The organism is Kribbella sp. NPDC051718, assembly GCF_040681515.1.
Classification (GTDB): Bacteria; Actinomycetota; Actinomycetes; order Propionibacteriales; family Kribbellaceae; genus Kribbella.
The window spans coordinates 628,553-650,626 of record NZ_JBFAYZ010000001.1 but is presented as its reverse complement, the minus strand read 5'-3'; the positions used below and the strand labels follow the sequence as shown (position 1 = coordinate 650,626).

Genomic DNA, 22,074 nt, shown 5'->3' with positions numbered 1-22,074 from the left:
CCGTCCGCAGCGCCGTGCCCGCAGATCCCGCGGGCGCCGGCGTCACCCCTGCCTGCCCGCCGCCCGGGAGTTCAACTGTGTCGACCACTTCGCTGACCTCGGCGACCGCCGCCGCCGATCCACCTGAAAGCCCTGCCCTGCTGGACGCCGACCTGCCCGTGATCGGGCGCCGGCACCCCTGGCGCTGGGTCGGTGTCGCCGTCGTCCTGGTGCTGCTGGCCATGTTCGCGCACGGTCTGATCACCAACCCGGGATGGGACTGGCCGACGTTCTTCCAGTTCTTCACCACCAGGACGATCTTCTCGGCCCTGGCCGTGACGCTCCAGTTGACCTTGTACGGAACGGTTCTGGGCTTCGCGCTCGGCGCGGTGATCGCGACCATGCGGTTGTCCAGCAGCCCGTTCCTGCAGGTAGTTGCCTGGGGCTACATCTGGGTGTTCCGGTCGATCCCGTTGATCGTCCAGCTGTTGTTCTGGTTCAACCTGGCCTATCTCTACCAGGAGCTGAGCATCGGTATCCCGTTCGGACCGGAGTTCGTGCGGTTCAGCACGAACAACCTGTTCGGGCCGCTCGGCGCCGCAGTACTGGGTCTTGCGCTGCACCAGGCCGCGTACGCGGCGGAGATCATCCGCGGCGGCATCATCTCGGTCGACCAGGGGCAGTCGGAGGCAGCGGCCGCACTCGGCATCCCACGGAGCCGGCAGTTCTTCCGGATCGTGCTGCCGCAGGCGATGCGCTCGATCCTGCCGAACGGCGCGAACGAGGTGATCCAGCTCTTCAAGGGCACCTCGATCGTCTCGGTGATGGCGATCCCGGAGCTCTTCTACCAGGTACAGGTGATCTACGGCCGCAACAGCCGGGTCGTTCCGCTGCTGATGGTGGCGACGGTCTGGTACATCGTGCTCACCACCGTGCTGTCGATCGCACAGTTCTACCTCGAGCGGTACTTCGCCCGCGGTACCAGCCGGTCGTTGCCACCGACCCCGATCCAGCGGATCCGCCGAACCTGGCGGACCGTACAGGCCAAGGCCTCGGCGCGACCCGAAGCGGAGGTCACGCCATGACCGCCATGCTCGACGTCAAGGGCGTGCACAAGAACTTCGGCGCGCTGGAGGTACTGCGTGGCGTCGACCTGGAGGTCCGGGCCGGCACGGTCACGGTGATCCTCGGGCCGTCGGGTTCGGGCAAGTCGACGCTGTTGCGGTCGATCAACCACCTGGAGAAGGTCGATCGCGGCCTGATCCGGATCGACGGTGAGCTGATCGGGTACAAGCGGCGCGGCGACAAACTGCACGAGCTGCGTGAGCGGGAGATCCTGCACCAGCGTTCACAGGTCGGGTTCGTGTTCCAGAACTTCAACCTGTTCGCGCATCTGACCGCATTGCAGAACGTCGTGGAGGCCCCCGTCTCGGCGCAGCGCCGCAAGCGTCGCGAGGTGGAGCCGGTCGCGCGGGAACTGCTGGAACGGGTCGGAGTCGGCGACAAGGCCGATGTCTACCCGCGCCAGCTGTCCGGCGGGCAACAGCAACGAGTAGCCATCGCACGGGCCCTGGCCCTGCGACCGAAGGTGCTGTTGTTCGACGAACCCACCAGCGCGCTCGACCCCGAACTGGTCGGCGAGGTGCTCGACGTGATCAAGGAGCTCGCCCGGGACGGCTCCACGATGGTCGTCGTCACCCACGAGATCGGCTTCGCCCGCGAGGTGGCCGACACGGTGGTCTTCATGGACGGCGGCGTGATCGTCGAGTCCGGACCGCCGCACGAAGTTCTCGACAACCCTTCCCATGAGCGCACCCGCGCCTTCATCTCCAAGGTTCTCTGATGAAACGATCCCTGCTCGCCGTCGCCCTGCTGCCTCTCCTGTTGGCTGCGTGCGGTGCTGTTCCCACAACTACTACTCAGAACGCAGCTGCCGACACCGGCGGCATCAACACCGCGCCCGAACAGAACCGGGTGGTGGCGGCAGCGAAGAACGAGGCGGCCGCCGCGCTGTTGCCGGCCAAGATCCGTGACCGCGGCACCCTGGTGATCGGCGGCACCGTCGGTACGCCGCCCCTCGGATTCGTTGCCGATGACAACAAGACTCCGATCGGGATCGAGATCGACATCGCCACCCTGGTCGCGAGCGAGCTCGGGCTGAAGCCGGAGTACCAGGTGACGAGCTGGGAGAACCTGTTCGTCGGGCTGGACTCCGCGAAGTACGACGTCGGCTTCTCGAACATCACGGTGACCGAGAAGCGCAAGCAGAAGTACGACTTCGCCACCTATCGCAAGGACGACATCTCGTTCGAGGCGAAGAAGGGTGGCAGCTGGAAGGTCACCGAGGGCAAGGACGTGGCCGGCAAGACGATCGCGGTCGGCTCGGGTACCAACCAGGAAAAGATCCTGGTCGACTGGAACGAGGCGAACATCAAGGCCGGGCTGCCGGCTGCCTCGATCAAGTACTTCCAGAGCGCGTCCGACACCTACCTAGCGCTGTCGTCGGGCCGGATCGACGCGTACTTCGGGCCGAACCCGAGCGTCGCCTACCACGTGAAGACGAGCGGCCAGACCGAGACGATCGGCAAGTTCTCCGGCGCCGGTGCCTCGCTGCAGGGGCTGATCGCGGCCACCACGAAGAAGGACAGCGGACTGGTGAAGGCTTTCCAGGCTGCCCTGAACGCGGCGATCGCGGACGGCAGCTACGCCAAGGTGCTGGCCCGCTGGAACGTGTCGAACGAAGCGGTCGACAAGTCCGAGATCAATCCGCCCGGCCTTCCGATCACGGACTGAGGGATGACTATGAAGAAGGCATTCGTAGCCGGCGTGCTGTTGTTGGCGTTGGCCGGTTGCGCCGACCCTGTTGCCGAGGCGCCGAAGGGCAGTGACGCGTCGGCGGTGTCGTTCGACACGTCGGCCGGCCAGTCGCACATCACGTCGGCCAAGGTGGACAGCATCGCGGCCGAGTTGCCGGCGGCCGTACGGGAGAGCGGGAAGCTCATCGTCGGCAGCGGTTCGGCCGGTGGTGGGTTGCCGCCGCTGGCGTTCACGGCCGACGACAACAAGACGCCGGTCGGGGTCGACATCGACTTCGCCTACCTGGTGGCGAGCGTGCTCGGGCTGCAGGTGGAGATCCAGACCACGGGTTGGGAGAACCTCTTCCTCGGGCTGGACTCCGGCAAGTACCAGGCCGGCATCTCGAACATCGGCGTCTCCGAGCTGCGCAAGGAGAAGTACGACTTCGCAACGTACCGGCTCGGGCTGCATGCGTGGGAGGCGAAGAAGGGGTCGGGCTGGAAGATCGACAAGCCGGCCGACGTCGCCGGCAAGACGGTCGCGGTCAGCTCGGGCACGTTGCAGGAGGCGATCCTGCTCGACTGGAACAAACAGAACGTCGCCGCGGGTCTGAAGCCCGCGACCCCGAAGTACTACCAGTCGGCGACGGACTACTACCTCGCGCTGGATTCCGGCCGGATCGACCTGTACCTCGGGCCGAACCCGACCGCGACCTATCACGTGGCGACGTCGGGCAAGACCGAGATCGTCGGCACCGTTTCGTCGAGCTATCCGATCCAGGGGCTGGTCGGCGTGACCACGAAGAAGGACAGCGGGCTGGCCAAGCCGTTCGCGGACGCGCTGAACGCGGCGATCGCCGACGGCAGCTACGCGAAGGTCCTGGCGAAGTGGCACCTAGCTGCGGAGGGCGTACAGAAGTCACTGGTGACCCCGCCCGGACTGCCTAAGAACAAACAGAAATGAAAGAAGAAGTGGTGGGGGCTACAGAAGTGAGAGAAGGAGCAAGGGGCTCATGGCAACTATCGCGACCATCTCCAGCAGTCCGTCCGACGTGTCCCGGACCGACGCGGTGCTCTCCTATGTGACCAAGCGGCTGCTCAGTCACGGACATCGGGTCACGCCGATCGTCCTGCGCGACTTGCCGGCCTCGCCGCTGCTGCGAGGGCAGGCCGACGACCCGGCGATCGCGCGGGCGGTCGAGACGCTGGCCGCCGCCGACGCGGTGGTGGTGACGACGCCGGTCTACAAGGCGGCGTACGCGGGACTGCTGAAGGTGTTCCTCGATCTGCTCCCGCAATACGCGTTGCGGGGCAAGCCTGTGTTGCCATTGGCAACGGGTGGATCGCCGGCTCACGTGCTGGTGATCGACTACGCGCTCCGGCCGGTGCTCACCAGCCTCGGCGCGGGCTCGATCGGGCAGGGGTGGTTCGTGTTGTCGTCGCACATCCGGCTGTACGACGGGGGTGGACTGCTGCTCGATCCGGAGGCGTCGGTGCCGCTCTATCAAGTGACCGAGGCGTTCTTGTCCACGGTGGAGGGGTCGCAGGTGGCGGAGAGTTTGCCGGTCCAACCCTCGGCGTTGGAGGTCGTCCGGGCGCGACCCGAGGATCCGGAGGCCGCGCCCCTGCTGGCCGACTTGGTCGTCGAGTACAGCACGCGGTACGGGCGGAGCAACGATCAGATCTTGCTGACCGAAGTACCGCCGTCGGACTTTCATGCCGAGCATGGCGGCTCGTTCGTGCTGCTGCGGCACGACGGGCAGACCGTTGCCGGGGGCGCCATTCGCCGGTACGACGACCAGACCGCGGAGGTGAAGCGGATGTGGACCTCACACCTGCATCGACGGCAAGGACTCGGTCGGCGGGTGCTAGCCGAACTGGAGGTGGTGGCTCGCGATCTCGGCTATCGGAGGTTGTACCTGACCACCGGGCCGAGGCAGCCGGAGGCCAGTGCGTTGTATCTGGCGGCCGGGTTCGAGCCGCAGTTCGACGTCGACGCTGATCCGGAGTCGATCGGACCGCTGCCGTTCAGCAAGAACCTGCCGGTGAGCTTGCAGGTGGCGTCATGAGCCGGCGACTGATCACGGCCATCGAGATCGACGGCGCCGGCAGCCATCCTGCTGCCTGGCGAGGCGCCTCGGTGGACCCGTCGGCGATTCTGACGGGGGAGTTGGCGTTGCGCGCTGTCCAGCGGGCGGAGGCGGCGGGGATCGACTTCGCGACCTTCGTGGACACGCTGGAGGCGCCGGCCGATGAGCCGTCGCGGGTCAGCGCGCGGCTGGATGCGTTGGGGCTTGCCGCGCGGATTGCGCCCTCGACCGATCGGATCGGGCTGATCCCGACGGTGACGGTCACTCATACGGAGCCGTTCCATGTGCAGGCGTCCGTCGCGACGCTCGACTATGTGTCGGCGGGGCGCGCGGGGTGGCTCGCTGAGGTGTCGACGAGTGCGGAGGCGGCTGCGGTCATCGGTCGCCGGGAGCCGGCGGAGGCTGCCGATACGTGGCGGGAGGCGCGGTACGTCGTCGATGTGAGCCGTCGGTTGTGGGACTCGTGGGAGGACGACGCGATCATTCGGGATGCTCCGAGTGGGCGGTTCATCGATCGCGATCGGATTCACTACGTCGACTACAGCTCGCCGGCGTTCTCGATCAAGGGGCCGTCGATCGTGCCGCGGCCGCCGCAGGGGCACCCGCTGACCGCAGTACGGCTGAGTTCTTTTGAGGCGCTCCAGGCGGCAGCGGATGCGGACTTGGTGTTGTTGCCGGGGACAACCGATCTCGACGATCGGCTGGCCGCAGTACGGGCTGCGAGCCTCACTCCGCGGGTGCTGCTGTCGGTGAGTGTGGCGCTCAGTGACGGGCCGGCTGACGGGGTTGATTACGCCGGCGGTGTGGAGGGGCTGGCTGATCTCGTCGAGGGCTGGAACGCGGCCGGGGTGGACGGGATCCATCTGCGGCCTGCGTCGCTCGAGCTCGACGTACCGGTGATCGCGGAGCAGTTGGTGCCGTTGCTGCGGGAGCGGCGGTTGCTCGGGCCGGCGGTGGACCGCGCGACGTCGTTGCGGAACCGGCTCGGGTTGAAGCGGCCGGCCAATCGGTATGCGGGGAGTGGGAGATGACGAAGCAGATCCATCTGGCGGCGCACTTTCCGGGCGTCAACAACACGACCGTCTGGTCCGATCCGGAGTCGGGGTCGCAGATCGACTTCGCGTCGTTCCGGCATCTGGCGGAGACGGCCGAGCGGGGGACCTTCGACTTCTTCTTCCTGGCCGAGGGATTGCGGCTGCGGGAGGTGAAGGGGCGGATCCACGACCTGGACGTGGTCGGGCGGCCGGAGTCGCTGACTGTGCTCAGTGCGCTGGCTTCGGTGACGACGCATCTCGGGCTGGCGGCGACGGTGAACTCGACCTTCAACGAGCCGTACGAGCTGGCCAAGCGGCTCGCGACGCTCGACCATCTGTCGGGCGGTCGAGCGGCGTGGAACGTCGTCACGTCGTGGGACGCGTTCACCGGCGAGAACTTCCGGCGCGGTGGGTATCTGGACAAGAGCGATCGGTACGTCCGGGCGCAGGAGGCGCTGCGGGTGGTCCGGAAGCTCTGGGATTCCTGGTCGTCGGAACTCGTGCTGGACCAGGACGGTGGGGTCTTCGCTCGTGAGGGCGCTGGGGCCTTCACGGACGAGGGCGCCCACTTCGACATCCGCGGACGGTTCGGGCTGCCGCCGTCGCCGCAAGGGCATCCGGTGGTGATCCAGGCCGGTGACAGCGACCAGGGGCGGGACTTCGCGGCTGAGGGTGCGGACGTGATCTTCAGCCGGCATGGGAGTTTCGAGGCCGGGCAGGCGTTCTACAAGGACGTGAAGGCGCGGCTGCCGCAGTACGGGCGGTCCGAGGACTCGCTGAAGATCATGCCGGCGGTGACGGTCGTCGTCGCCGACAACGACCGCGAGGCGGCGGACAAGGCGCAGTACATCCGCGAACAACAGGTCTCCGGCCCCACCGCAATCGTCCTGGCCGAACTCCTGTGGGGCCGAGACCTCTCTTCTTACGACCCTGACGGTCCGTTGCCTACCGAGGACCCGGTCGTCGGCTCGGCCGTCACCCAGGGCCGCGTCGGCTACAACGACCCTGGGCCGATCGTCGCCGAGTGGCGGGCGCAAGCCGAAGCCCATGGTTGGTCCCTCCGCCAAACGGTCATCAACCAACAAAACCGCCAGACCTTCATCGGCTCCGCTTCGACTGTCGCCGCGGCGATGAACAGGCATGTGCAGGAGGACGCCGCCGACGGCTTCGTCCTGGTCCCACACCTGACCCCTGGCGGCCTCGACGACTTCGTCGACCAGGTTGTCCCGCTCCTCCGCGACCGCGGGGTCCTCCGCACCAAATACACCGGCACCACCCTCCGCCACCACCTCGGACTGAACGCATGACATCGACCCAGCCCTGGGCCGCCCGTCGCCAAGCAGCCGGGCGCGCCTCGCTCCTCACTGCCGCCGACGCCGCCGCAGGCGGCGAGCCAGCCACGATCGTGTTCGTCGGCGGCGGCCCCCGGACAGTTGGCCTACTGGAGAGGTTTGCTGCCAGTGCCAGCGAGTTGCTGGGGGATCGCGAGGTTGAGATCCATGTGGTCGATCCGTATCCGGCGGGTGGTGGGCGGATTTGGCGGCGGGAGCAGTCGCGGTTGTTGTGGATGAACTCGATGGCGTCCGATGTGACGATCTTTACGGATGAATCGGTGGTGTGTGACGGGCCGATCGTGCCGGGGCCGGATCTGGCTACCTGGGCCAACGGGGTGGGGGCCACGCTGCTGGAGGAGGCTGGGTTGGAGACGACCGGGCCGATGGATTTTCCGCCTCGGTTGTTGCAGGCGGAGTACCTGAGTTGGGTGTGGGATCGGGTTGTCCGGTCGCTGCCGGCTCAGGTGCGGGTGACGACCCACCTGGAGCGGGCGGTGTCGCTCACGTCGGAGTGGGGCAATCGGGTGGAGCTGGCATCCGGGGAGGTGCTCGAGGCGGACCTCGTCGTCCTCGCGCTCGGGTATCTCGATCGGGTGCCGACGGCTGATGAGGCGGCGCTGGCGGACTCCGCCTCGTCAGCCGGCCTGACCTACATCCCACCGGGCTACACCGCCGACGTCGATCTGAGCGCGTTGCGACCGGCCGAGCCGGTGATCGTGCGCGGCTTCGGGCAGGCGTTCATCGACCTGATGGTGCTGCTGACCGAAGGCCGCGGCGGCTGGTACGACGGCTGCAGCGGCCGGCTCGAGTACAACCCCTCCGGCAGTGAACCGATCCTGTACGTCGGTTCGCGCCGCGGCGTCCCGTACCACGCCAAACTCGGCTACACCGTCGCCGGAACGACGCCGGTGCCGACTCGCTACCTGACGGCTGATGCCTTGGGCAACGAACCACTGGACTTCGTCTCGCAGGTGCAGCCGCTGGTCGAGAAGGAGCTGACGTTCGCCCATTACCAGCAGCTCTTCCTGGCCCACCCGGAGCGGACTGCTTGGCCATGGCAACAGTTCTTCGAGGTACTCGACCGGACCTTGCCGTCCTCACCTGAATTCGTTGCTGCAGTGCATGAGGCGGTACCTGCGACAGAGGACCGGTTCGACCTGGCGGCCATCGATCGGCCGCTGGCGGGTCGGACCTTCGACGAGCCCGGCTCGTTGGATCGCGAACTGGTGCGGTTGATCGAGGACGATCTGCTACGCCGCGCCGATCCGCGGTATTCGGCCGACCTCGCCGTCTTCAACGCCCTGCTGAGCGTCTACAGCGTGCTCTCGGTGGCGATCACGGCCGGATTGCTGTCCGACGAGGATCGCGTCCGGCACGTCGAGACCGAGTGGCACGGCTTCTTCTCCTTCGTGGCCAGCGGCCCGCCGCCGCGCCGCCTGGAGGAGCTGCTCGCCCTGCATCGAGCCGGCCTGGTCCGTTTCGCCGGTCCTTCGCTGGATGTTGCTCTACGCAACGATCGCTTCGTCGCCTCCAGTCCCGCCCTGCCAAGAGAGATCGAGGCCCGCGCCTTCGTGGAGGCCCGGTTGCCTCGACCGGACGTCCTCGCGACTCCGGATCCCTTGCTTAAAGGCCTGCTCGCGTCAGGGGTGCTCGCCGCCGACGAGCTGATCGCCTCCGACGGTACGAGCCTCGGTGGTGGTCAGCTCAAGGCGGATGCCGAGTGCCGCGCGATCAAGGCCGACGGCTCGGTCCATCCATCGCTGTTCCTGCTGGGCCCGTCGGTCTCCGGTTCGGCCGGATCCTCCGGGTTCTCCCGCCCGCATTTCAACGGTCCGGGCTTCCGCCAGAACGACGCGGTCGCCCGTCAACTCCTTCAGTTGGTCGCTGTTCAGTCTGAGAAAGCAGGTCGACGTCATGCCAGTTGAGTTCCTCGGTATCGCCGGGACGAACCCGGCCAGCGAGGTCACGCCGCGAACCGGTGGCGCCCTCGATCTCGAGTACACCGCCAAGCTCGCCAGGGCACACGAGGACAACGGGTGGGACCGGATCTTGTTCGCCTACCACTCGGGTTCGCCCGACCCGTCGCAGGTCGCGGCGTACGTGGCGAGCAAGACCGAGCGGATCAACCTGGTGGTGGCGCATCGGCCCAATGTCGCTTATCCGACCTTGACGGCGAAGACCTTTGCGACGTTGGACCACATCAGTGGTGGACGTTTCGAAGTACATGTGATCACTGGTGGGTCGACGGCCGACCAGGCCGCGGAAGGGGACTTCCTGGCCAAGGACGATCGGTACGGGCGGACGCGGGAGTTCATCCAGATCCTCAAGCAGGCTTGGACTTCTGACGAGCGGTTCGACTTCGCTGGCAAGCACTATCAGTTCGAGCAGTTCGTGGCCGACATCAAGCCGTTGCAGCAACCGCGGCCGCGGATCTCCTTCGGTGGCTCGTCGGCGGCCGCCTATGCCGTCGGGGCGTCCGAGGCGGACATCTTCGCGCTGTGGGGCGAGCCACTGGCCGGTACGAAGGAACAGCTGGCCACGATCGACGCTGAGTCTTTGAAGGCGGGGCGTCTCAGGCCCACCATCCAGGTCGCGTTCCGGCCGATCCTGGCGGAGACCGACGAGCTGGCCTGGGCCAAGGCAGAGCGGATCCTCGGCCGGATCAAGGATGCACAGGCCGGTGGAGCTGCCCGCGGTCGGTACCGCGATCCGCGCAAGACGCCCGAGAACGCCGGCTCGCAGCGGCTGCTGAAGGCGGTCGAGGCCGGCGAGCGGCACGACCGCGCACTGTGGACCGCACCGACCGGCCTGACCGGTGGCGGCGGCAACTCCACCGCACTCGTCGGTACGCCGGAGACGGTTGCCGCCGCGTTGCTCGACTACTACGACCTCGGCGTACGGATCTTCTCGGCCCGTGGTTACGACATCTACGACGACGCCGTCGACTTCGGCCGCTACGTGATCCCGCTCGTCCGCGAGGAAGTCGCCCGCCGCGAGAACGCCACCAGAGAGGACCTGGCCTCATGACCACCACGACGGAGCAGGAACAAGATTGGCAGACCTGGCACGCGCTGCGTGAGCAGGACCTGAACACCGACTACGGCTGGCTCACCATCGTCGCCTTCAACTGGCTTGGGTCCTCGCCGGGCGAGCTGCCGGGGTTGCCGGGCAAGTGGTGGGCTGCTGACGGTCTGGCACATGTGACAGTGGCTGACGGTCTGACCCTCAACGGCGAGGCTGTGCACGGCACTGTCTCCGCCAGCGTCGCCGAGGCCGGTTCGCTGAGCTGGCTGCTGCACGGCGACAAGCTGGTCGAGCTAGTACTCCGCGGAGGCCGCTACGCGATCCGTCAGCGCGACCCACGCGCCGCTACCCGGGCCGGCTTCAGTGGGGTGCCCACCTTTGCGGTGGACCCGTCTTGGGTGGTCACCGGCCACTTCAGTCCGTACGAGGAGCCTGTGCGGGTGGAGGTCGCTACTGCTCGGCCTGACCTTCGACAGCACGTGACGGCCATCGGGACGGTTCACCTGGCGCTGGGCGATTCGGCGTACGAGCTGGTGGCGACTGCGGCGGGGGAGGGGAAGGTGTCGCTGTCGTTCCATGACGAGACCAATGGGGGCGAGACGGCTCCCTGGCGCACGGTGACCACAGGACCGGTGCAGGCGGACCGGAGCGTGGTCGTGGACTTCAACCGGACCATCAACCTGCCCTACGCCTTCACCGACTACGGCACCTGCCCAGCGCCGGTCACGGGCAACCAGCTGGCTCTACCTGTCGCTGCAGGGGAGAAGAGGCCACGGTGAAGTTCTGTACGTACACGCTGATCGACAACTCGCCGGACCCGATCAGCGGTCGCCAGCTCTCGACGTACGAGCGGTTCCAGCACGTGGTCCGGCAGGCGCAGTGGGCGGAGGAGCTCGGCTTCGACGGGTACGGGGTGGGGGAGCGGCATGCGCAGCGGTTCATCTCCTCCTCGCCGCCGGTGGTGCTCTCCTACATCGCTGCGTCGACCAGCCGGATCAGGCTGCTCACCACGGTGACTGTGCTGTCGCTACTGGACCCGGTGCGGGTTGCTGAGGACTACGCGACGCTGGACCAGCTGTCGGGCGGGCGGCTCGACATCATCATCGGCAAGGGCAATGACCCGGATCAGAACGCGCTGTTCGGGTACGACCTCGACGGGCAGTGGGATCGGAACAGGGAGAAGTACGAGCTGCTCCGGCGTCTACTGCGAGAGGATTCGGTGTCCTGGTCCGGTACCTACCGGCCTTCGCTTGTAGATGCCACTACTCAGCCACGGCCGCTGCAGTCGCCGCTGCCGATCTGGCACGGCTCTGCATCGTCCACGGAGTCGACTGAGCTCGCGGCGAAGTGGGGAGAGCCGCTGTTCTCGGCGAACGGCTTCCACCCGATGGAGAAGTACGCAGGGTTGATCCGGCACTACCGGGAGCGCTGGGAGGCGTACGGGCACGACCCGGCCGATGCGGTGGTCGGGGCCGGGTTCAACGGGCTGTACGTGAAGAAGAGCTCGCAGGAGGCGGTGGAGGGGTACCGGCCGATCTTCGACGCGTTCATGGACTCGCCGGGGGCCAAGCACAACAAGTTGCCGTTCACGACGCTGGAGGAGTTCCTGGAGCAGGGGTCCGTGCTGGTCGGGTCACCGGAGCAGGTGATCGACAAGTTCGGGCGGTACCAGGAGGCCTTCGGGCACGAGCTGTCCGGCGTCTCGCTGGAGGTCCCCGGCCTGTCCGACGAGGAGAACCGGGCCAGTGTCGAGACCTTCGTGACTGAGGTCATACCGGTACTCCGCGCGACCTACCCCAGCCGCGTCTGGAACTAGTGCCCTGCGTCGGGCTAAAACTGGTCGGAAGCACTCCCGGGAACCGGTATGCTTCTCTGGTCGGAACGAGGGGCCTGCAAGGCACTTCTTCCCCGATTTCACATCGGGGCGGGAGACCGTGTAATCTCTCTCCTCGGCCCGCCCCTTTAGCTCAGTCGGCAGAGCGTCTCCATGGTAAGGAGAAGGTCTACGGTTCGATTCCGTAAAGGGGCTCAGAGATCGCGTCCCACCCGGTTCGCCGGGTGGGGTGGCGGACTTACCCGGCGGGGTAGCTCAGGTGGTTAGAGCACACGGCTCATAATCGTGGTGTCGCGGGTTCGACTCCCGCCCCCGCTACTTCGAGAACACGATCACTCCAGTTGCGTGTTCCAGAGAAAAAGAGGCAGTAGTGGCTAAGTCAACGGACGTCCGCCCGAAGATCACCCTTGCGTGCACGGTCTGCAAGGAGCGGAACTACATCACCAAGAAGAACCGGCGCAACGACCCGGACCGTCTTGAGCTGAAGAAGTACTGCGCCCGCTGCAACGACCACACCGACCACCGCGAGACCCGCTGACCCCAGCAGTCTTCACGTCAGGCCCGCTCCACATCTTGTGAAGCGGGCCTTCGCTGTTCCTCAGCCAGAATCAGATCCACTTCATCGGGCGACGTCGTTCGGTCCGCGTCCTCGGGTCCAGGATCGACTCGGGCAGTTGCGAGCGCCGCAGAGCCGTCTCGTTGATGCTGAAGTAGCCGAGGTCGGTGAAACGCTTGTGCGGTTTGGGATTGCCGGGCGGCATCGCCATGATCACCTGCTGCTCGGGGCGTACTTGCTTCAGCGCGCGAATCGCGGGCGCGAAGTCCGAGTCGGCGCTGACGAGCAGAGACAGATCCGCACACCCGCGCGCCGCATCGGCGACCATCGCCGCCGCCAGGGCGACATCGGTCTCCTTCTCCTCGTAGGACCTCACCTTGCGAGGACAGCCGCAGAGCCAGTCTTCCGAGCACTGCTTGCAGGGAGCCAGCTTCTTCGGTTTGAACCAGCCGACCTGGACATCCAGCGTCGGGCCGCAGTGTGCCCGCAGCGCTTCCAGATAGTGGTTCTGCCGAGATGCAGCATCCGGCTCGCTGCGTACTACGGCGGTGAAGTACCGCACCGTCACGACCTCATCGTCCGGACGGAGGCGGCGACCGTTGGCATGCTGGATCCCCCAGTGACGGACCGTGCCGGCGAGGCGGTCCGTGGTAATCTGCTGTTATCGATGCCGGTTCGGCCGGCTGGAATGGCCCCCGCAAGGGGGCCGTTTTTTTGTTCCCCTGAACCCGCCGGGTTGATTACTGTCAGTTATAGCTTGCTCTACGGACGGTTCTCAAACGGTGAGGATGGGTTTGCCGGCTTCGTAGGCGGTTAGGCGGTCGGCTCGGGATGTGAGGCAGCAGGAGCCGCAGACGGTGCCGCAGCCTTTGGTGCTCGTGTAGTAGAGGCAGCAGGTGTTGCGGAGGTAGACGAGTTTGCCGGCGGCTTCGGTGACCTCGCCCAGGCGGGAGAGGCCGGCGGGGGCCTTGGTGACGAAGGTTTGCCAGCGCTCGAGGAGGTAGGACGGGGCGACCGTCTCCTGCTCGCGGGAGGCGGCGCAGAAGGCCATCGCGCAACCTGCGGCGACGCCGCCGTGGAGTTGGCGGAGGCCGGCCCGGGTTCGGCGGTGGAGCTCGGCCGAGAGAGGGAGCAGGTGCTGCGTCAGCACCACGTCGTACAGGGTCTGCAGGCCGCCGGGGAGGAAGTCGGCCGAGCGGACGGCGACGAAGGCGATGCCGTGGCCGTCGTGGGGCTTCACCCAGAGGTTTTGCGGGCGGATGTCGAGCACGCGGCCCTCGAGGGCCCATAGCAGCAGCGCGGTCGCCGGGGCGCGGCCTGCGTAGAAGGACATCAGGCTCAGCGCGTTCGCGTGGGCCGAGACGTGGTCGCTCGCGTCGTGGTCGCGCTTGAGCAACTCGGTCAGCTCAGGACCGTCCGGTTCGAGCAGCCGATCGACCCGGAGCCAGTCGGTCCCACTCGGCTCACCGATCTCCAGCCCGTACCTCGGGGCGTAGCGGGCCAAACCGGCTACACCTCCCCGTCCTGCCGTCACTGTCCTACCCTTCCGTCTCGGGAGGAGTGGGTGGCGGCACTCGGAACACAGTCTGCCAGTCAGCGATCAAAGGGCGATCTCAGGGGAGCCGACGTGGCGTCAGCCCGTCGCATCGTCTCGGCGAGATCACTTGGCTGGGCAAAGTAGGTGCTGGCGCCGCGGCGGACGTAGTACTGCGGCTTCTCCCGGGCGTCGCTGCTGACGGCAATCGCGTACGGCGGGCTGACGCCGGGCTGAACTCTCAGCGCCAAAAGGTCCTTCCCCTCGATCTGGAAGGACGTGATTTCGAACTGCGGAGTGGGAATCAGGCGTGTACGAATGAGATTTCCCAGTCGGTCACGTTCCGTCTGCGGGTCGACGTCTCCTAGCCCGACGACAGTGACTTCATCGTCGTCCACACCGAAGATGATGACGCCGCCCTCGCCGTTCGCGAACGCCGCGACTGTCTTGTACGGATTCGGAGTGTTCGAGGTCGACCGAGGTACAACGCGTTTGAACTCCACGCCAGGTCCCTCGCCCGCCGCGATCAACGCCTCGAGCGCGGCCTGCTGGTCGAGACTCGTCGGCTCGATCCGGACGCCGGCCTGGTCCAGCTGTTCTGGTGTCGACCATTGCGAGGACAACGATCGGTAGTCGAGCCACTCGCCGTCCGCCTTCAGCCAGAGCCAGGTGTCTGACAGCGGCAGGCCATGCGGGAGAGGGAAGCTGACTGTCTCCGCTGCTGCCAGCTCGATGGTGCCCCGTGCCGATGCCGAAGGGCTGAAGAGCTCGAGGGACGTCCCTGCCAGCTCCGAGCCTCGTACGTCGACGGTCAAGGTGGTGGCGGTGACATGGATGGACCCGAGCGAGGCGCGCGTATCGGCAGCACGGATCCTGATGAGATCAGTAGGTATAGAGATAGGGCCCGAGGTGGTCCAGCTCTCTTCGAAGAAGGCCAGGTAAGGAGCCTCCAGGTTGACGAATGAGGGGCAACCGGAGCCAACCAGGAAGCCAGGTCGGCCGCTATAGTTCGCTTCCTTCGGCGTCAGCGAGTACTCGAATGACGGAAGTCGCGACTGTTCCCGGTCGTGTAGTGCATAGCTCGGTCGGTGCTGGCGGCGACACCCCTCGTGGACCGCTGGACGAATACCTCACGCTCTCCCAGTCGCACCGTGGTCCTGTCATCGGTTCGGAGATCAGTCAACAGATCTGTCACCGGCAACTGCGCAGCTATGAATTCCACGTCGCCATACGACCAGGTTGTCGGAGCAGGGTCTGTCGGGTGTGCTCCGAGCTGTGCGTAGAGGTACCGAAGCTCCCAACGTTCTCCCCGAAGCTCGACCAGGGCCCTCGACCAGGCGTTTCCACGATCGGACAGCTCTTGTATGACCTTGAGTAGGTCCAGGTTGGTCGAATCCACGTCGGTCGTCCTTCACTTGAGAGTGAGCAGCGTATCCAGACGCCCAGGCGCAAGCTCGCTCGTGCGCTGGGACATCAGTACTGGGGGAGTCGCCACGCGGTTCGGTGCTGCCAGTAGGGTTACTGGACATGACGATCGACGCCACGATGGTCGGCCGGAGCTATTCGGCCGCCGAGTCCTACCAGGTTGGCCGGGAGAAGATCCGGGAATTCGCCGACGCGATCGGTGACCCCAACCCGGCGTACCGGGGCGTTGACGCGGTCGCGCCGCCGACTTTCGCCTTCATGGTGGCCAACCCGGCGTTGCTGGAGCTGCTTGCCGACGAGGAGCTCGGGCTGCGGTTGGATCGGATCGTGCACGGGGCGCAGAAGTTCAGCTACACCCGTCCGATCAAGGCCGGCGACGAGATCGCCGCCACCGCCACCATCACCACCGTGCGCAAGGCCGGTGACGTCGAGGTGATCATGTACGAGACCGCGCTGACCACCGTCGACGGCGAGCCGATCGCCACCTCCACGTCGACGATCTCGCACAACCGGGCGGACTCATGAGCACCGTCGAGGTGGGCTTCGAGCTGCCGCCGCTGACCGTCACGCTGCGCCGCGAGGACCTGGTCCGGTACGCCGGTGCGAGCGGCGACTTCAACCCGATCCACTGGAACGACCGGATGGCCGCGGCCCTCGGGCTGCCCGGCGTGATCGCGCACGGCATGCTCACGATGGCCAGCGCGGCCCGGGTCGTCACCGACTGGCTCGACGACCCGGCGGATCTGGTCGAGTACGGGGTGCGGTTCACCAAGTTCGTCGTCGTACCGGACGACGACAAGGGCGCCACCGTCACCTTCTCCGCCAAGGTCGACAAGCTCACCGACGGCCACGCCGAGATCGACATCACCGCCCTGGCCGGCGAAGAAAAAGTCCTGGGCCGCGCCCGAGCGATCGTGCGCCTCCCGTGACCACTCCGCACGCTTCAGCCGCAGCCGTGAGGACCGATGTCCGGCTGGCGGAATTCACCACGTTGCGGATCGGTGGTCCGGCTGACCGTCTGATCGAGGTGACCAGCGAGCAGGAGTTGATCGACGCGGTGCGGGAGGCCGACGGGGTGGCTCAGCCGGTGCTGTTGCTGTCTGGTGGCAGCAACGTGGTGATCGGCGACGAGGGCTTCCGCGGCACCGTCATCAAGATCGCCACCCGCGGTATCCGGGTCGACGCCGACGCCTGCTCCGGCGCGATGATCCACGTCCAGGCCGGCGAGGACTGGGACGCCGTCGTCCAGCGTGCGATCGCCGAGGAGTGGAGTGGCCTGGAGTCGATGTCCGGCATCCCCGGACTGGCCGGCTCGACACCGGTCCAGAACGTCGGCGCCTACGGCCACGAGGTCGCGGAGACGATCGCCTCGGTCCGCGTCTGGGATCGGGTCGACAACGCAGTACGGACGCTCTTCGCCGCCGACTGCGGCTTCACCTACCGCAACTCCCGCTTCAAAGCCGACCCGAGCCGGTACGCCGTCCTGGAGGTCGCCTTCCAGCTCCCCCTAGGCGACCTCTCCGCCCCGATCGGGTACGCCGAACTCGCCCGCACCCTCGACGTCGAGCCCGGCTCCCGCGCCCCGATGACCGAGGTCCGCGAAGCAGTCCTGGCCCTCCGCCGCAGCAAAGGCATGGTCCTCGACCCCGAGGACCACGACACCTGGTCGGCCGGCTCCTTCTTCACCAACCCTCTCCTGGACACCACCGCCGACGTACCAGCCGGCGCCCCCCAATGGCCCCAACCCGACGGCCGCATCAAAACCAGCGCCGCCTGGCTGATCGAACACGCCGGCATCCCCAAGGGCTTCACCATCGGCGACGCCGCAGTCTCGACGAAGCACACCCTCGCCCTGACCAACCGGGGCAACGCCACCTCCAAAGAACTCCTGGCCCTCGCCACCCACGTCCGCACCCAGGTCCACCACGCCTTCAACATCACCCTCATCAACGAACCAGTCCTGGTGAACTGCTCCCTCTAACCCCTCCGTACCCAACAACAGGACATCCGCGGTACTTAACAACAGGATGTCCGCGGTGGTCGGAGCGTGGGCGCCACAGGTGAGAGCGTGTTCCCGGGTACTACTGCCTGTCCTTGGGTACACCTGTGGACAACGCCAAGCAGACGGAGACCTGACTGCGTCACCATCTGCGGGTGGAATCAGTCCGGGAGTTGCTAGTCGGCAACCAAGGTCAGGCGACCTTCGCCACGCTGGTGGCAGCCACCTCGCGCCGCAAGCTCGCCTCGGCGGTTGCGAGCGGGGCAGTCGAGCGGCTGGCTCGGGGCGTCTACATCCTTCCGGCCACACCGTCAGCTGAGCAGGTCGCGATCGCCTATGACGGCGTCGTCTCGCACCTCAGCGCGGCGACCGCTTGGGAGCTCCCGCTCCTGGCCCGGCCGGACAAGCCGCACATCACCGTTCCCCGGAAACGCAATCCGAAGCAAGGCCCACCCGCCGTGCTCCATTGGGCCCCGATCGCCAAGGAAGACCGCCGGAACAGACTTACTTCTGTACTTCGCACAGTTCTCGATTGTGCGCGGATCCTCCCGTTCGACGAGGCGCTTGCTGTCGCCGACGGTGCCTTGGCCAAGGGGCTGATGAACCAGGACGAGTTCGCCAAGGCTGCCGACGCGATGCGTGGGCCTGGTCGGCCGAATGCTCGCCGGGTTGCCGCTGCTGTGCACGAGGGGTCCGGCAGCTTCCTCGAGTCGATGTTGCGCGCGTTGCTGTTGACCAAGGAAATCGAAGGGTTCGAGCCGCAGCTCAGGGTCGAGACGGGTTCGTTCCCGGTGCAGGTGGACTTCGGTCATGGCCCGGCCCGGATCGCGTTGGAGGCTGAGGGATTCGCCTTCCACGGATCGAGCGGCGACTTCGCGGCGGACTGCCGGCGGTACGACGAGCTGGTGGCGGTGGGCTGGCTCGTCCTGCGATTCACCTATTGGCAGGTACTGGCCGAGCCGAAGTGGGTGGCGGAGATGATCCGCGCGGCGCTGGAGCAGAGGGCTGCTGTACCGAAGAACAGGAAGTAGTGCACTAAGTCGGAGGCTACTGATCGGTGCTGAGCGGGAGACGGTCAGTCAGGCGGAACTACTGCCTGTTGTTGGGTACGCAACTAGACGGTGGCTTTGGGGACTTCGTCGAGGGGGTGCTGGACGGTGGCGGGGTGGCGGGTGAATTCTCGGATGGTGGCTTGGAGGGACTGGGCCTTGGGGTCGTTGGCGTAGGAAGCGGTGCGGGTCAGCGCTGCTGCCTCGCTGATTCGGTGGATCAGGGGGCGCATGCGGTACTCCGTGCGGGTCTCCAGGACCGGGGTGAGCCCTTCGCGGGCGCCGTCCAGCTCTCCCAGGAGCAGGTGGGCCTTGACCTGCTGGAGGCGGGCCATGCGTTCGGAGCCGTGGTTGCGCAGGGCGTGTGGGGCGGACTCGAAGAGGGCGACGCTGCGGTTGGCGTGTTCGAGCGTCAGGTCGGGCTGGCCCAGCGTCAGGTAGGCGTCGGACCACAGTCCCTCGGCGCGTTCCGGCGTACAGAGGAAGAGGCCGCCGACCTCGGGTGCCGATGGGTCGGGCGTGGTGCGCTTGGCCTGGTCGAGCATGGCGCGGGCCTCGTCGGTCCGGCCGGCCCGGGCCAGGTCCAGGGCGGCAGCTGACGCCAGGAACAGCGCGGAGGTACCGGTGGCGTACCGCAGGCCGTCCAGCGCGAAGTCCACCGCATGGCCGACGTCGTCCTGCCAGAAGGCGGCGGTGTGCTGGGTGGCCCGCACCCAGGCGCGCAGCTCGTCGTAGCCGGAGGCGTCGGCACACGCCCAGGCCGTCCGGGTATGGCTCTCCGCGACCTCCGGACGGCCCAGATCGACCGACATCCAGCCGAGCAGGGTCAGCGCCCAGCCGGCTGCGGCGTACAGGTCGCGGGTCTGCTGCGGTGGCTGCCGGCCGCCGAGCAGCTTGAAGGCTCTGTCGCGGACGGCGACGCTGCGCTGGAACAGGGCCTTGGTCGGCACCTTGAGGTAGTTCTGCGCGATCCGCTGGATGTCGGCGTGCAGCTGCTCGACGGTGAGGCCGCCGACGTTCGACTCCTCGGCCAGGGCGAGCAGCGAGACCGACTGGTCGCCCGCGTCGATCAGGTCGTCCTCCATCCCGGCCATCGAGCAGCTGGTCAGCTCCGGCGCCAGTGGCCCCGACGTACCGACCTGGCCGAAGCCCAGCTCGCTGTCGGTGGCGACGTGCAGCACCTCGCGCAGCCCGGCCCGGTACGCCGCGCCCGGCCAGCGCACCGCGCCGCGTTCGAGCTTGGCGATGTAGTGCCCGTCCAGCTCGTACCGCGTATCGGTGGTCGCCCACAGCCAGGCGCAGACCGCCTCGGCCAGTTCCGCGCGGGACAGGTGCGCGCCCGGGGTGTTGGGGGACGGGGTCCGTTCCCGGGCGGCTCGCAACAACTCGTTCGACTCTGGCATGGCGGTAACTGTAGGTGCCCGGACACGCTCCGCGACGGTCTTCGGGGCCGTTGTGGACAGCTGCCCCAAACTGCCCCGCGGTGCCCCGAGCTGCCCCGTTTCGCCAACCCCGCTTAGGCTTTGGCAGATGGCCGAAGAAGCAGTGACGACGTTGCGCGCCGAGCTGCGCCGGTTCGGGCGGGCCGAGGAGGCGTTCGCCCTGCTGGAGACCTTCCTCGAGGTCGCCCGGCCCCGGCTCGAGACGGCGTCGCTCGACCCCAGACAGCTGTACCTGCCCGAGGAGATGACCGACGACCGGGCCGTCGTCCGGGACCTGATCGATGCCATCGGCAACGAACCGAAACCGCAGCGCCGGCTCCTGATCGTCGCGGAGCGCACCTACGACCTGGACGACGTGCAGGCCCGCTGGGACTTCACCCGGCTCGCGTACTGCTCCGATCTGGCCACCGTCTGGAGCCGCGGCCGCCGGACCACCTACTTCGAGGTGACCGACAAGAGCAGAGCGACGTACTGGCTGCCGGACACCCTCAAGATCCAGTACTTCGACGCGATCGCCGCCAAGGGCTGGGCGGTCCCCGAGGACTGGCTCAGCGCCCCCTCGAAGACCCCCAAACCCTGGTGGCGCCGCTTCTAGACGGCGGGCAGCTTCTCCAACGCAGCAGCGACCGAAGCCTGCAGATCGGCGTCATCCCAAGCCCGGTCGGTCATCGCACCCGACAGATAAGCGTCGTACGCCGCCAGGTCCAAATGCCCGTGTCCGCAGAGCGCCGTGAGAATCACCTTCGACTCGCCTGACTCCTTGCACCGCTGCGCCTCCTCGATCGCCGCCGCCAGCGCATGGGTCGGCTCCGGCGCCGGCACGATCCCCTCCGACCGCGCGAACAGCACGCCGGCCGCGAAGCACTCCGACTGCGGCTTGGCGATCGCCTCGATCTCGCCCGTCTCGTACAGGTGGCTGATCAGCGGGCTCATCCCGTGGTACCGGAGCCCGCCGGCGTGGATCGGGTCCGGGACGAAGTCGTGCCCGAGCGTGTGCATCTTCATCAGCGGTGTCATCCCGATCGTGTCGCCGAAGTCGTAGGCGTACGTGCCCTGTGTCAGCGACGGACATGCGGCCGGCTCCACGGCCCGTACGACGGGAGACATCCGCCCCGCCCACTTCTCCCGCAGGAACGGGAACGCGAGCCCACCGAAGTTCGACCCGCCACCAGTGCAGCCGACCAGTACGTCGGGTGTCTCGCCGACCATCGCGAGCTGCATCAGCGCTTCCTCGCCGATGATCGTCTGGTGCAGCAGCACGTGGTTGAGGACGCTGCCGAGCGCGTAGTGCACGTCAGGATCGGCGATCGCCATCTCGACGGCCTCACTGATCGCGATCCCGAGTGACCCCGTGGAGTCGGGGTTCTCGGCGAGGATCTTCCGCCCCGACTCGGTCAGGTCCGACGGGCTCGGGTGCACGGTCGCGCCGAACACCTCCATCATGGTGCGGCGGTACGGCTTCTGGTCGTACGACGCCCGCACCTGCCAGACCTCACAGTCCAGCCCGTACTGCGCGCATGCGAAGGCCAGCGCGGTTCCCCACTGACCGGCACCCGTCTCGGTCGTGAGCTTCCGTACTCCCGACTTGGCGTTGTAGTAGGCCTGCGGCACCGCCGTATTCGGCTTGTGCGACCCGGCCGGTGAGACGCCCTCGTACTTGTAGTAGATCCGCGCCGGCGTATCGAGCGCCTTCTCCAGCCGGTGCGCCCGGTAGAGCGGACTCGGCCGCCACAGCCGATAGACGTCGAGCACCTCACCAGGGATGTCGATGTACTGCTCCTGCGACACCTCTTGCATGATCAGGTCCATCGGGAACAGCGGCGCGAGGTCATCCGGCCCGACGGGTTGCCCGGTGCCGGGATGCAGCACCGGCGGCGGTGGCGTCGGCAGATCGTGCAGCACGTTGTACCAGCGGGTCGGCAGCTCGTCCTCGGGCAGCAGGATCTTCGTCGGCGTCATGAACGCAAAGTTAGGCCCGC

Annotated in this window: 22 protein-coding genes and 2 tRNA genes; 19 read left to right on the top strand and 5 right to left on the bottom strand. The window is 67.1% G+C overall.

What is annotated here, in order from left to right; all coding sequences use genetic code 11:
- Window positions 1-77 precede the first annotated feature (77 nt).
- The 14 genes from AB0M15_RS03185 (at window position 78) to rpmG (ending at window position 12,628) form a co-directional block, all read left to right on the top strand.
- Window positions 78-1,064, top strand: coding sequence for an amino acid ABC transporter permease (locus AB0M15_RS03185; RefSeq protein ID WP_363813350.1), 987 nt, complete (start codon window positions 78-80; stop codon window positions 1,062-1,064).
- Entirely contained in the window at window positions 1,061-1,822 is a 762-nt protein-coding gene (locus tag AB0M15_RS03180) for an amino acid ABC transporter ATP-binding protein (RefSeq protein WP_363813348.1), read from the top strand. The genes AB0M15_RS03185 and AB0M15_RS03180 overlap by 4 nt, the downstream gene beginning before the upstream one ends.
- Entirely contained in the window at window positions 1,822-2,772 is a 951-nt protein-coding gene (locus AB0M15_RS03175; protein ID WP_363813346.1) for an ABC transporter substrate-binding protein, read from the top strand. Before AB0M15_RS03180 ends, AB0M15_RS03175 begins: the two co-directional genes overlap by 1 nt.
- Window positions 2,773-2,781: 9 nt before the next feature.
- On the top strand, window positions 2,782-3,738 hold the full coding sequence (locus AB0M15_RS03170; protein WP_363813344.1) for an ABC transporter substrate-binding protein: 957 nt from the start codon (window positions 2,782-2,784) through the stop codon (window positions 3,736-3,738).
- A gap of 49 nt (window positions 3,739-3,787) precedes the next feature.
- Window positions 3,788-4,843: an NADPH-dependent FMN reductase gene (ssuE, locus tag AB0M15_RS03165; protein WP_363813343.1), complete on the top strand. Its 1,056-nt coding sequence runs from the start codon at window positions 3,788-3,790 to the stop codon at window positions 4,841-4,843.
- Window positions 4,840-5,895 (top strand): LLM class flavin-dependent oxidoreductase, encoded by a 1,056-nt coding sequence (locus tag AB0M15_RS03160; protein WP_363813341.1) that lies wholly within the window; start codon window positions 4,840-4,842, stop codon window positions 5,893-5,895. Before ssuE ends, AB0M15_RS03160 begins: the two co-directional genes overlap by 4 nt.
- Window positions 5,892-7,205, top strand: a complete 1,314-nt coding sequence (locus tag AB0M15_RS03155) for an NtaA/DmoA family FMN-dependent monooxygenase (RefSeq protein ID WP_363813339.1) — start codon at window positions 5,892-5,894, stop codon at window positions 7,203-7,205. The genes AB0M15_RS03160 and AB0M15_RS03155 overlap by 4 nt, the downstream gene beginning before the upstream one ends.
- Entirely contained in the window at window positions 7,202-9,157 is a 1,956-nt protein-coding gene (locus AB0M15_RS03150) for an FAD/NAD(P)-binding protein (RefSeq protein ID WP_363813337.1), read from the top strand. Before AB0M15_RS03155 ends, AB0M15_RS03150 begins: the two co-directional genes overlap by 4 nt.
- Entirely contained in the window at window positions 9,147-10,259 is a 1,113-nt protein-coding gene (locus AB0M15_RS03145; RefSeq protein WP_363813335.1) for an LLM class flavin-dependent oxidoreductase, read from the top strand. Before AB0M15_RS03150 ends, AB0M15_RS03145 begins: the two co-directional genes overlap by 11 nt.
- Window positions 10,256-11,035 carry a DUF1684 domain-containing protein gene (locus tag AB0M15_RS03140; RefSeq protein ID WP_363813333.1) on the top strand — a complete coding sequence of 260 codons (780 nt, stop codon included), beginning with the start codon at window positions 10,256-10,258 and terminating at the stop codon, window positions 11,033-11,035. The genes AB0M15_RS03145 and AB0M15_RS03140 overlap by 4 nt, the downstream gene beginning before the upstream one ends.
- Window positions 11,032-12,072, top strand: a complete 1,041-nt coding sequence (locus AB0M15_RS03135) for an LLM class flavin-dependent oxidoreductase (RefSeq protein WP_363813331.1) — start codon at window positions 11,032-11,034, stop codon at window positions 12,070-12,072. Before AB0M15_RS03140 ends, AB0M15_RS03135 begins: the two co-directional genes overlap by 4 nt.
- 140 nt (window positions 12,073-12,212) lie before the next feature.
- Window positions 12,213-12,285 (top strand) — tRNA-Thr (locus tag AB0M15_RS03130).
- Between the two features lie 49 nt (window positions 12,286-12,334).
- A tRNA-Met gene (locus tag AB0M15_RS03125) sits at window positions 12,335-12,408 on the top strand.
- Window positions 12,409-12,460: 52 nt separating this feature from the next.
- The gene (rpmG, locus tag AB0M15_RS03120) at window positions 12,461-12,628 is read left to right on the top strand and encodes a 50S ribosomal protein L33 (RefSeq protein ID WP_112249091.1); all 168 of its coding nucleotides are present in this window, start codon (window positions 12,461-12,463) and stop codon (window positions 12,626-12,628) included.
- Window positions 12,629-12,698: 70 nt separating this feature from the next.
- On the opposite strand, the gene AB0M15_RS03115 is transcribed toward rpmG, so the two are convergent.
- The 3 genes from AB0M15_RS03115 to AB0M15_RS03105 form a co-directional block, all read right to left on the bottom strand.
- Window positions 12,699-13,214, bottom strand: a complete 516-nt coding sequence (locus AB0M15_RS03115; RefSeq protein WP_363813329.1) for an NYN domain-containing protein — start codon at window positions 13,212-13,214, stop codon at window positions 12,699-12,701.
- A 207-nt stretch (window positions 13,215-13,421) separates the two neighbouring features.
- Window positions 13,422-14,150, bottom strand: coding sequence for a hypothetical protein (locus AB0M15_RS03110; protein WP_363813327.1), 729 nt, complete (start codon window positions 14,148-14,150; stop codon window positions 13,422-13,424).
- Between the two features lie 89 nt (window positions 14,151-14,239).
- Window positions 14,240-14,995, bottom strand: coding sequence for an ATP-binding protein (locus AB0M15_RS03105; protein WP_363813325.1), 756 nt, complete (start codon window positions 14,993-14,995; stop codon window positions 14,240-14,242).
- A 712-nt stretch (window positions 14,996-15,707) separates the two neighbouring features.
- Between AB0M15_RS03105 and AB0M15_RS03100 the strand changes: the two genes are divergently transcribed.
- The 4 genes from AB0M15_RS03100 to AB0M15_RS03085 all read left to right on the top strand — a co-directional run bounded on the left by AB0M15_RS03100 (window position 15,708) and on the right by AB0M15_RS03085 (window position 18,635).
- A complete protein-coding gene (locus AB0M15_RS03100) occupies window positions 15,708-16,130 on the top strand; it encodes a MaoC family dehydratase N-terminal domain-containing protein (RefSeq protein ID WP_363813323.1) in 423 nt (140 codons plus the stop codon).
- Complete coding sequence (locus AB0M15_RS03095) at window positions 16,127-16,534, top strand: MaoC family dehydratase (RefSeq protein WP_363813321.1); 408 nt, start codon at window positions 16,127-16,129, stop codon at window positions 16,532-16,534. The genes AB0M15_RS03100 and AB0M15_RS03095 overlap by 4 nt, the downstream gene beginning before the upstream one ends.
- Window positions 16,531-17,586 (top strand): UDP-N-acetylmuramate dehydrogenase, encoded by a 1,056-nt coding sequence (locus tag AB0M15_RS03090; protein ID WP_363813319.1) that lies wholly within the window; start codon window positions 16,531-16,533, stop codon window positions 17,584-17,586. The genes AB0M15_RS03095 and AB0M15_RS03090 overlap by 4 nt, the downstream gene beginning before the upstream one ends.
- A gap of 173 nt (window positions 17,587-17,759) precedes the next feature.
- A complete protein-coding gene (locus AB0M15_RS03085) occupies window positions 17,760-18,635 on the top strand; it encodes a DUF559 domain-containing protein (protein WP_363813317.1) in 876 nt (291 codons plus the stop codon).
- A gap of 83 nt (window positions 18,636-18,718) precedes the next feature.
- Here the strand turns inward: AB0M15_RS03085 and AB0M15_RS03080 are convergent, their stop codons facing one another.
- Window positions 18,719-20,056 carry a hypothetical protein gene (locus AB0M15_RS03080; RefSeq protein WP_363813315.1) on the bottom strand — a complete coding sequence of 446 codons (1,338 nt, stop codon included), beginning with the start codon at window positions 20,054-20,056 and terminating at the stop codon, window positions 18,719-18,721.
- Window positions 20,057-20,183: 127 nt separating this feature from the next.
- Here AB0M15_RS03080 and AB0M15_RS03075 point away from each other — a divergent pair, with 127 nt between their 5' ends.
- Window positions 20,184-20,690 carry a hypothetical protein gene (locus tag AB0M15_RS03075; protein WP_363813313.1) on the top strand — a complete coding sequence of 169 codons (507 nt, stop codon included), beginning with the start codon at window positions 20,184-20,186 and terminating at the stop codon, window positions 20,688-20,690.
- Here AB0M15_RS03075 and AB0M15_RS03070 read toward each other — a convergent pair.
- Complete coding sequence (locus AB0M15_RS03070) at window positions 20,687-22,054, bottom strand: TrpB-like pyridoxal phosphate-dependent enzyme (RefSeq protein ID WP_363813311.1); 1,368 nt, start codon at window positions 22,052-22,054, stop codon at window positions 20,687-20,689. The genes AB0M15_RS03075 and AB0M15_RS03070 overlap by 4 nt on opposite strands.
- Window positions 22,055-22,074 lie beyond the last annotated feature (20 nt).

What these genes read in the sequence shown, in the direction of transcription:
- AB0M15_RS03180 (WP_363813348.1), top strand. Translation starts at nt 1,061, where the DNA reads ATGACCGCCATGCTCGACGTCAAGGGCGTGCACAAGAACTTCGGCGCG.
- AB0M15_RS03175 (WP_363813346.1), top strand. Translation starts at nt 1,822, where the DNA reads ATGAAACGATCCCTGCTCGCCGTCGCCCTGCTGCCTCTCCTGTTGGCT.
- AB0M15_RS03170 (WP_363813344.1), top strand. Translation starts at nt 2,782, where the DNA reads ATGAAGAAGGCATTCGTAGCCGGCGTGCTGTTGTTGGCGTTGGCCGGT.
- ssuE (WP_363813343.1), top strand. Translation starts at nt 3,788, where the DNA reads ATGGCAACTATCGCGACCATCTCCAGCAGTCCGTCCGACGTGTCCCGG.
- AB0M15_RS03160 (WP_363813341.1), top strand. Translation starts at nt 4,840, where the DNA reads ATGAGCCGGCGACTGATCACGGCCATCGAGATCGACGGCGCCGGCAGC.
- AB0M15_RS03155 (WP_363813339.1), top strand. Translation starts at nt 5,892, where the DNA reads ATGACGAAGCAGATCCATCTGGCGGCGCACTTTCCGGGCGTCAACAAC.
- AB0M15_RS03150 (WP_363813337.1), top strand. Translation starts at nt 7,202, where the DNA reads ATGACATCGACCCAGCCCTGGGCCGCCCGTCGCCAAGCAGCCGGGCGC.
- AB0M15_RS03145 (WP_363813335.1), top strand. Translation starts at nt 9,147, where the DNA reads ATGCCAGTTGAGTTCCTCGGTATCGCCGGGACGAACCCGGCCAGCGAG.
- AB0M15_RS03140 (WP_363813333.1), top strand. Translation starts at nt 10,256, where the DNA reads ATGACCACCACGACGGAGCAGGAACAAGATTGGCAGACCTGGCACGCG.
- AB0M15_RS03100 (WP_363813323.1), top strand. Translation starts at nt 15,708, where the DNA reads ATGACGATCGACGCCACGATGGTCGGCCGGAGCTATTCGGCCGCCGAG.
- AB0M15_RS03095 (WP_363813321.1), top strand. Translation starts at nt 16,127, where the DNA reads ATGAGCACCGTCGAGGTGGGCTTCGAGCTGCCGCCGCTGACCGTCACG.
- AB0M15_RS03080 (WP_363813315.1), bottom strand. Translation starts at nt 20,056, where the DNA reads ATGCCAGAGTCGAACGAGTTGTTGCGAGCCGCCCGGGAACGGACCCCG.
- AB0M15_RS03075 (WP_363813313.1), top strand. Translation starts at nt 20,184, where the DNA reads ATGGCCGAAGAAGCAGTGACGACGTTGCGCGCCGAGCTGCGCCGGTTC.
- AB0M15_RS03070 (WP_363813311.1), bottom strand. Translation starts at nt 22,054, where the DNA reads ATGACGCCGACGAAGATCCTGCTGCCCGAGGACGAGCTGCCGACCCGC.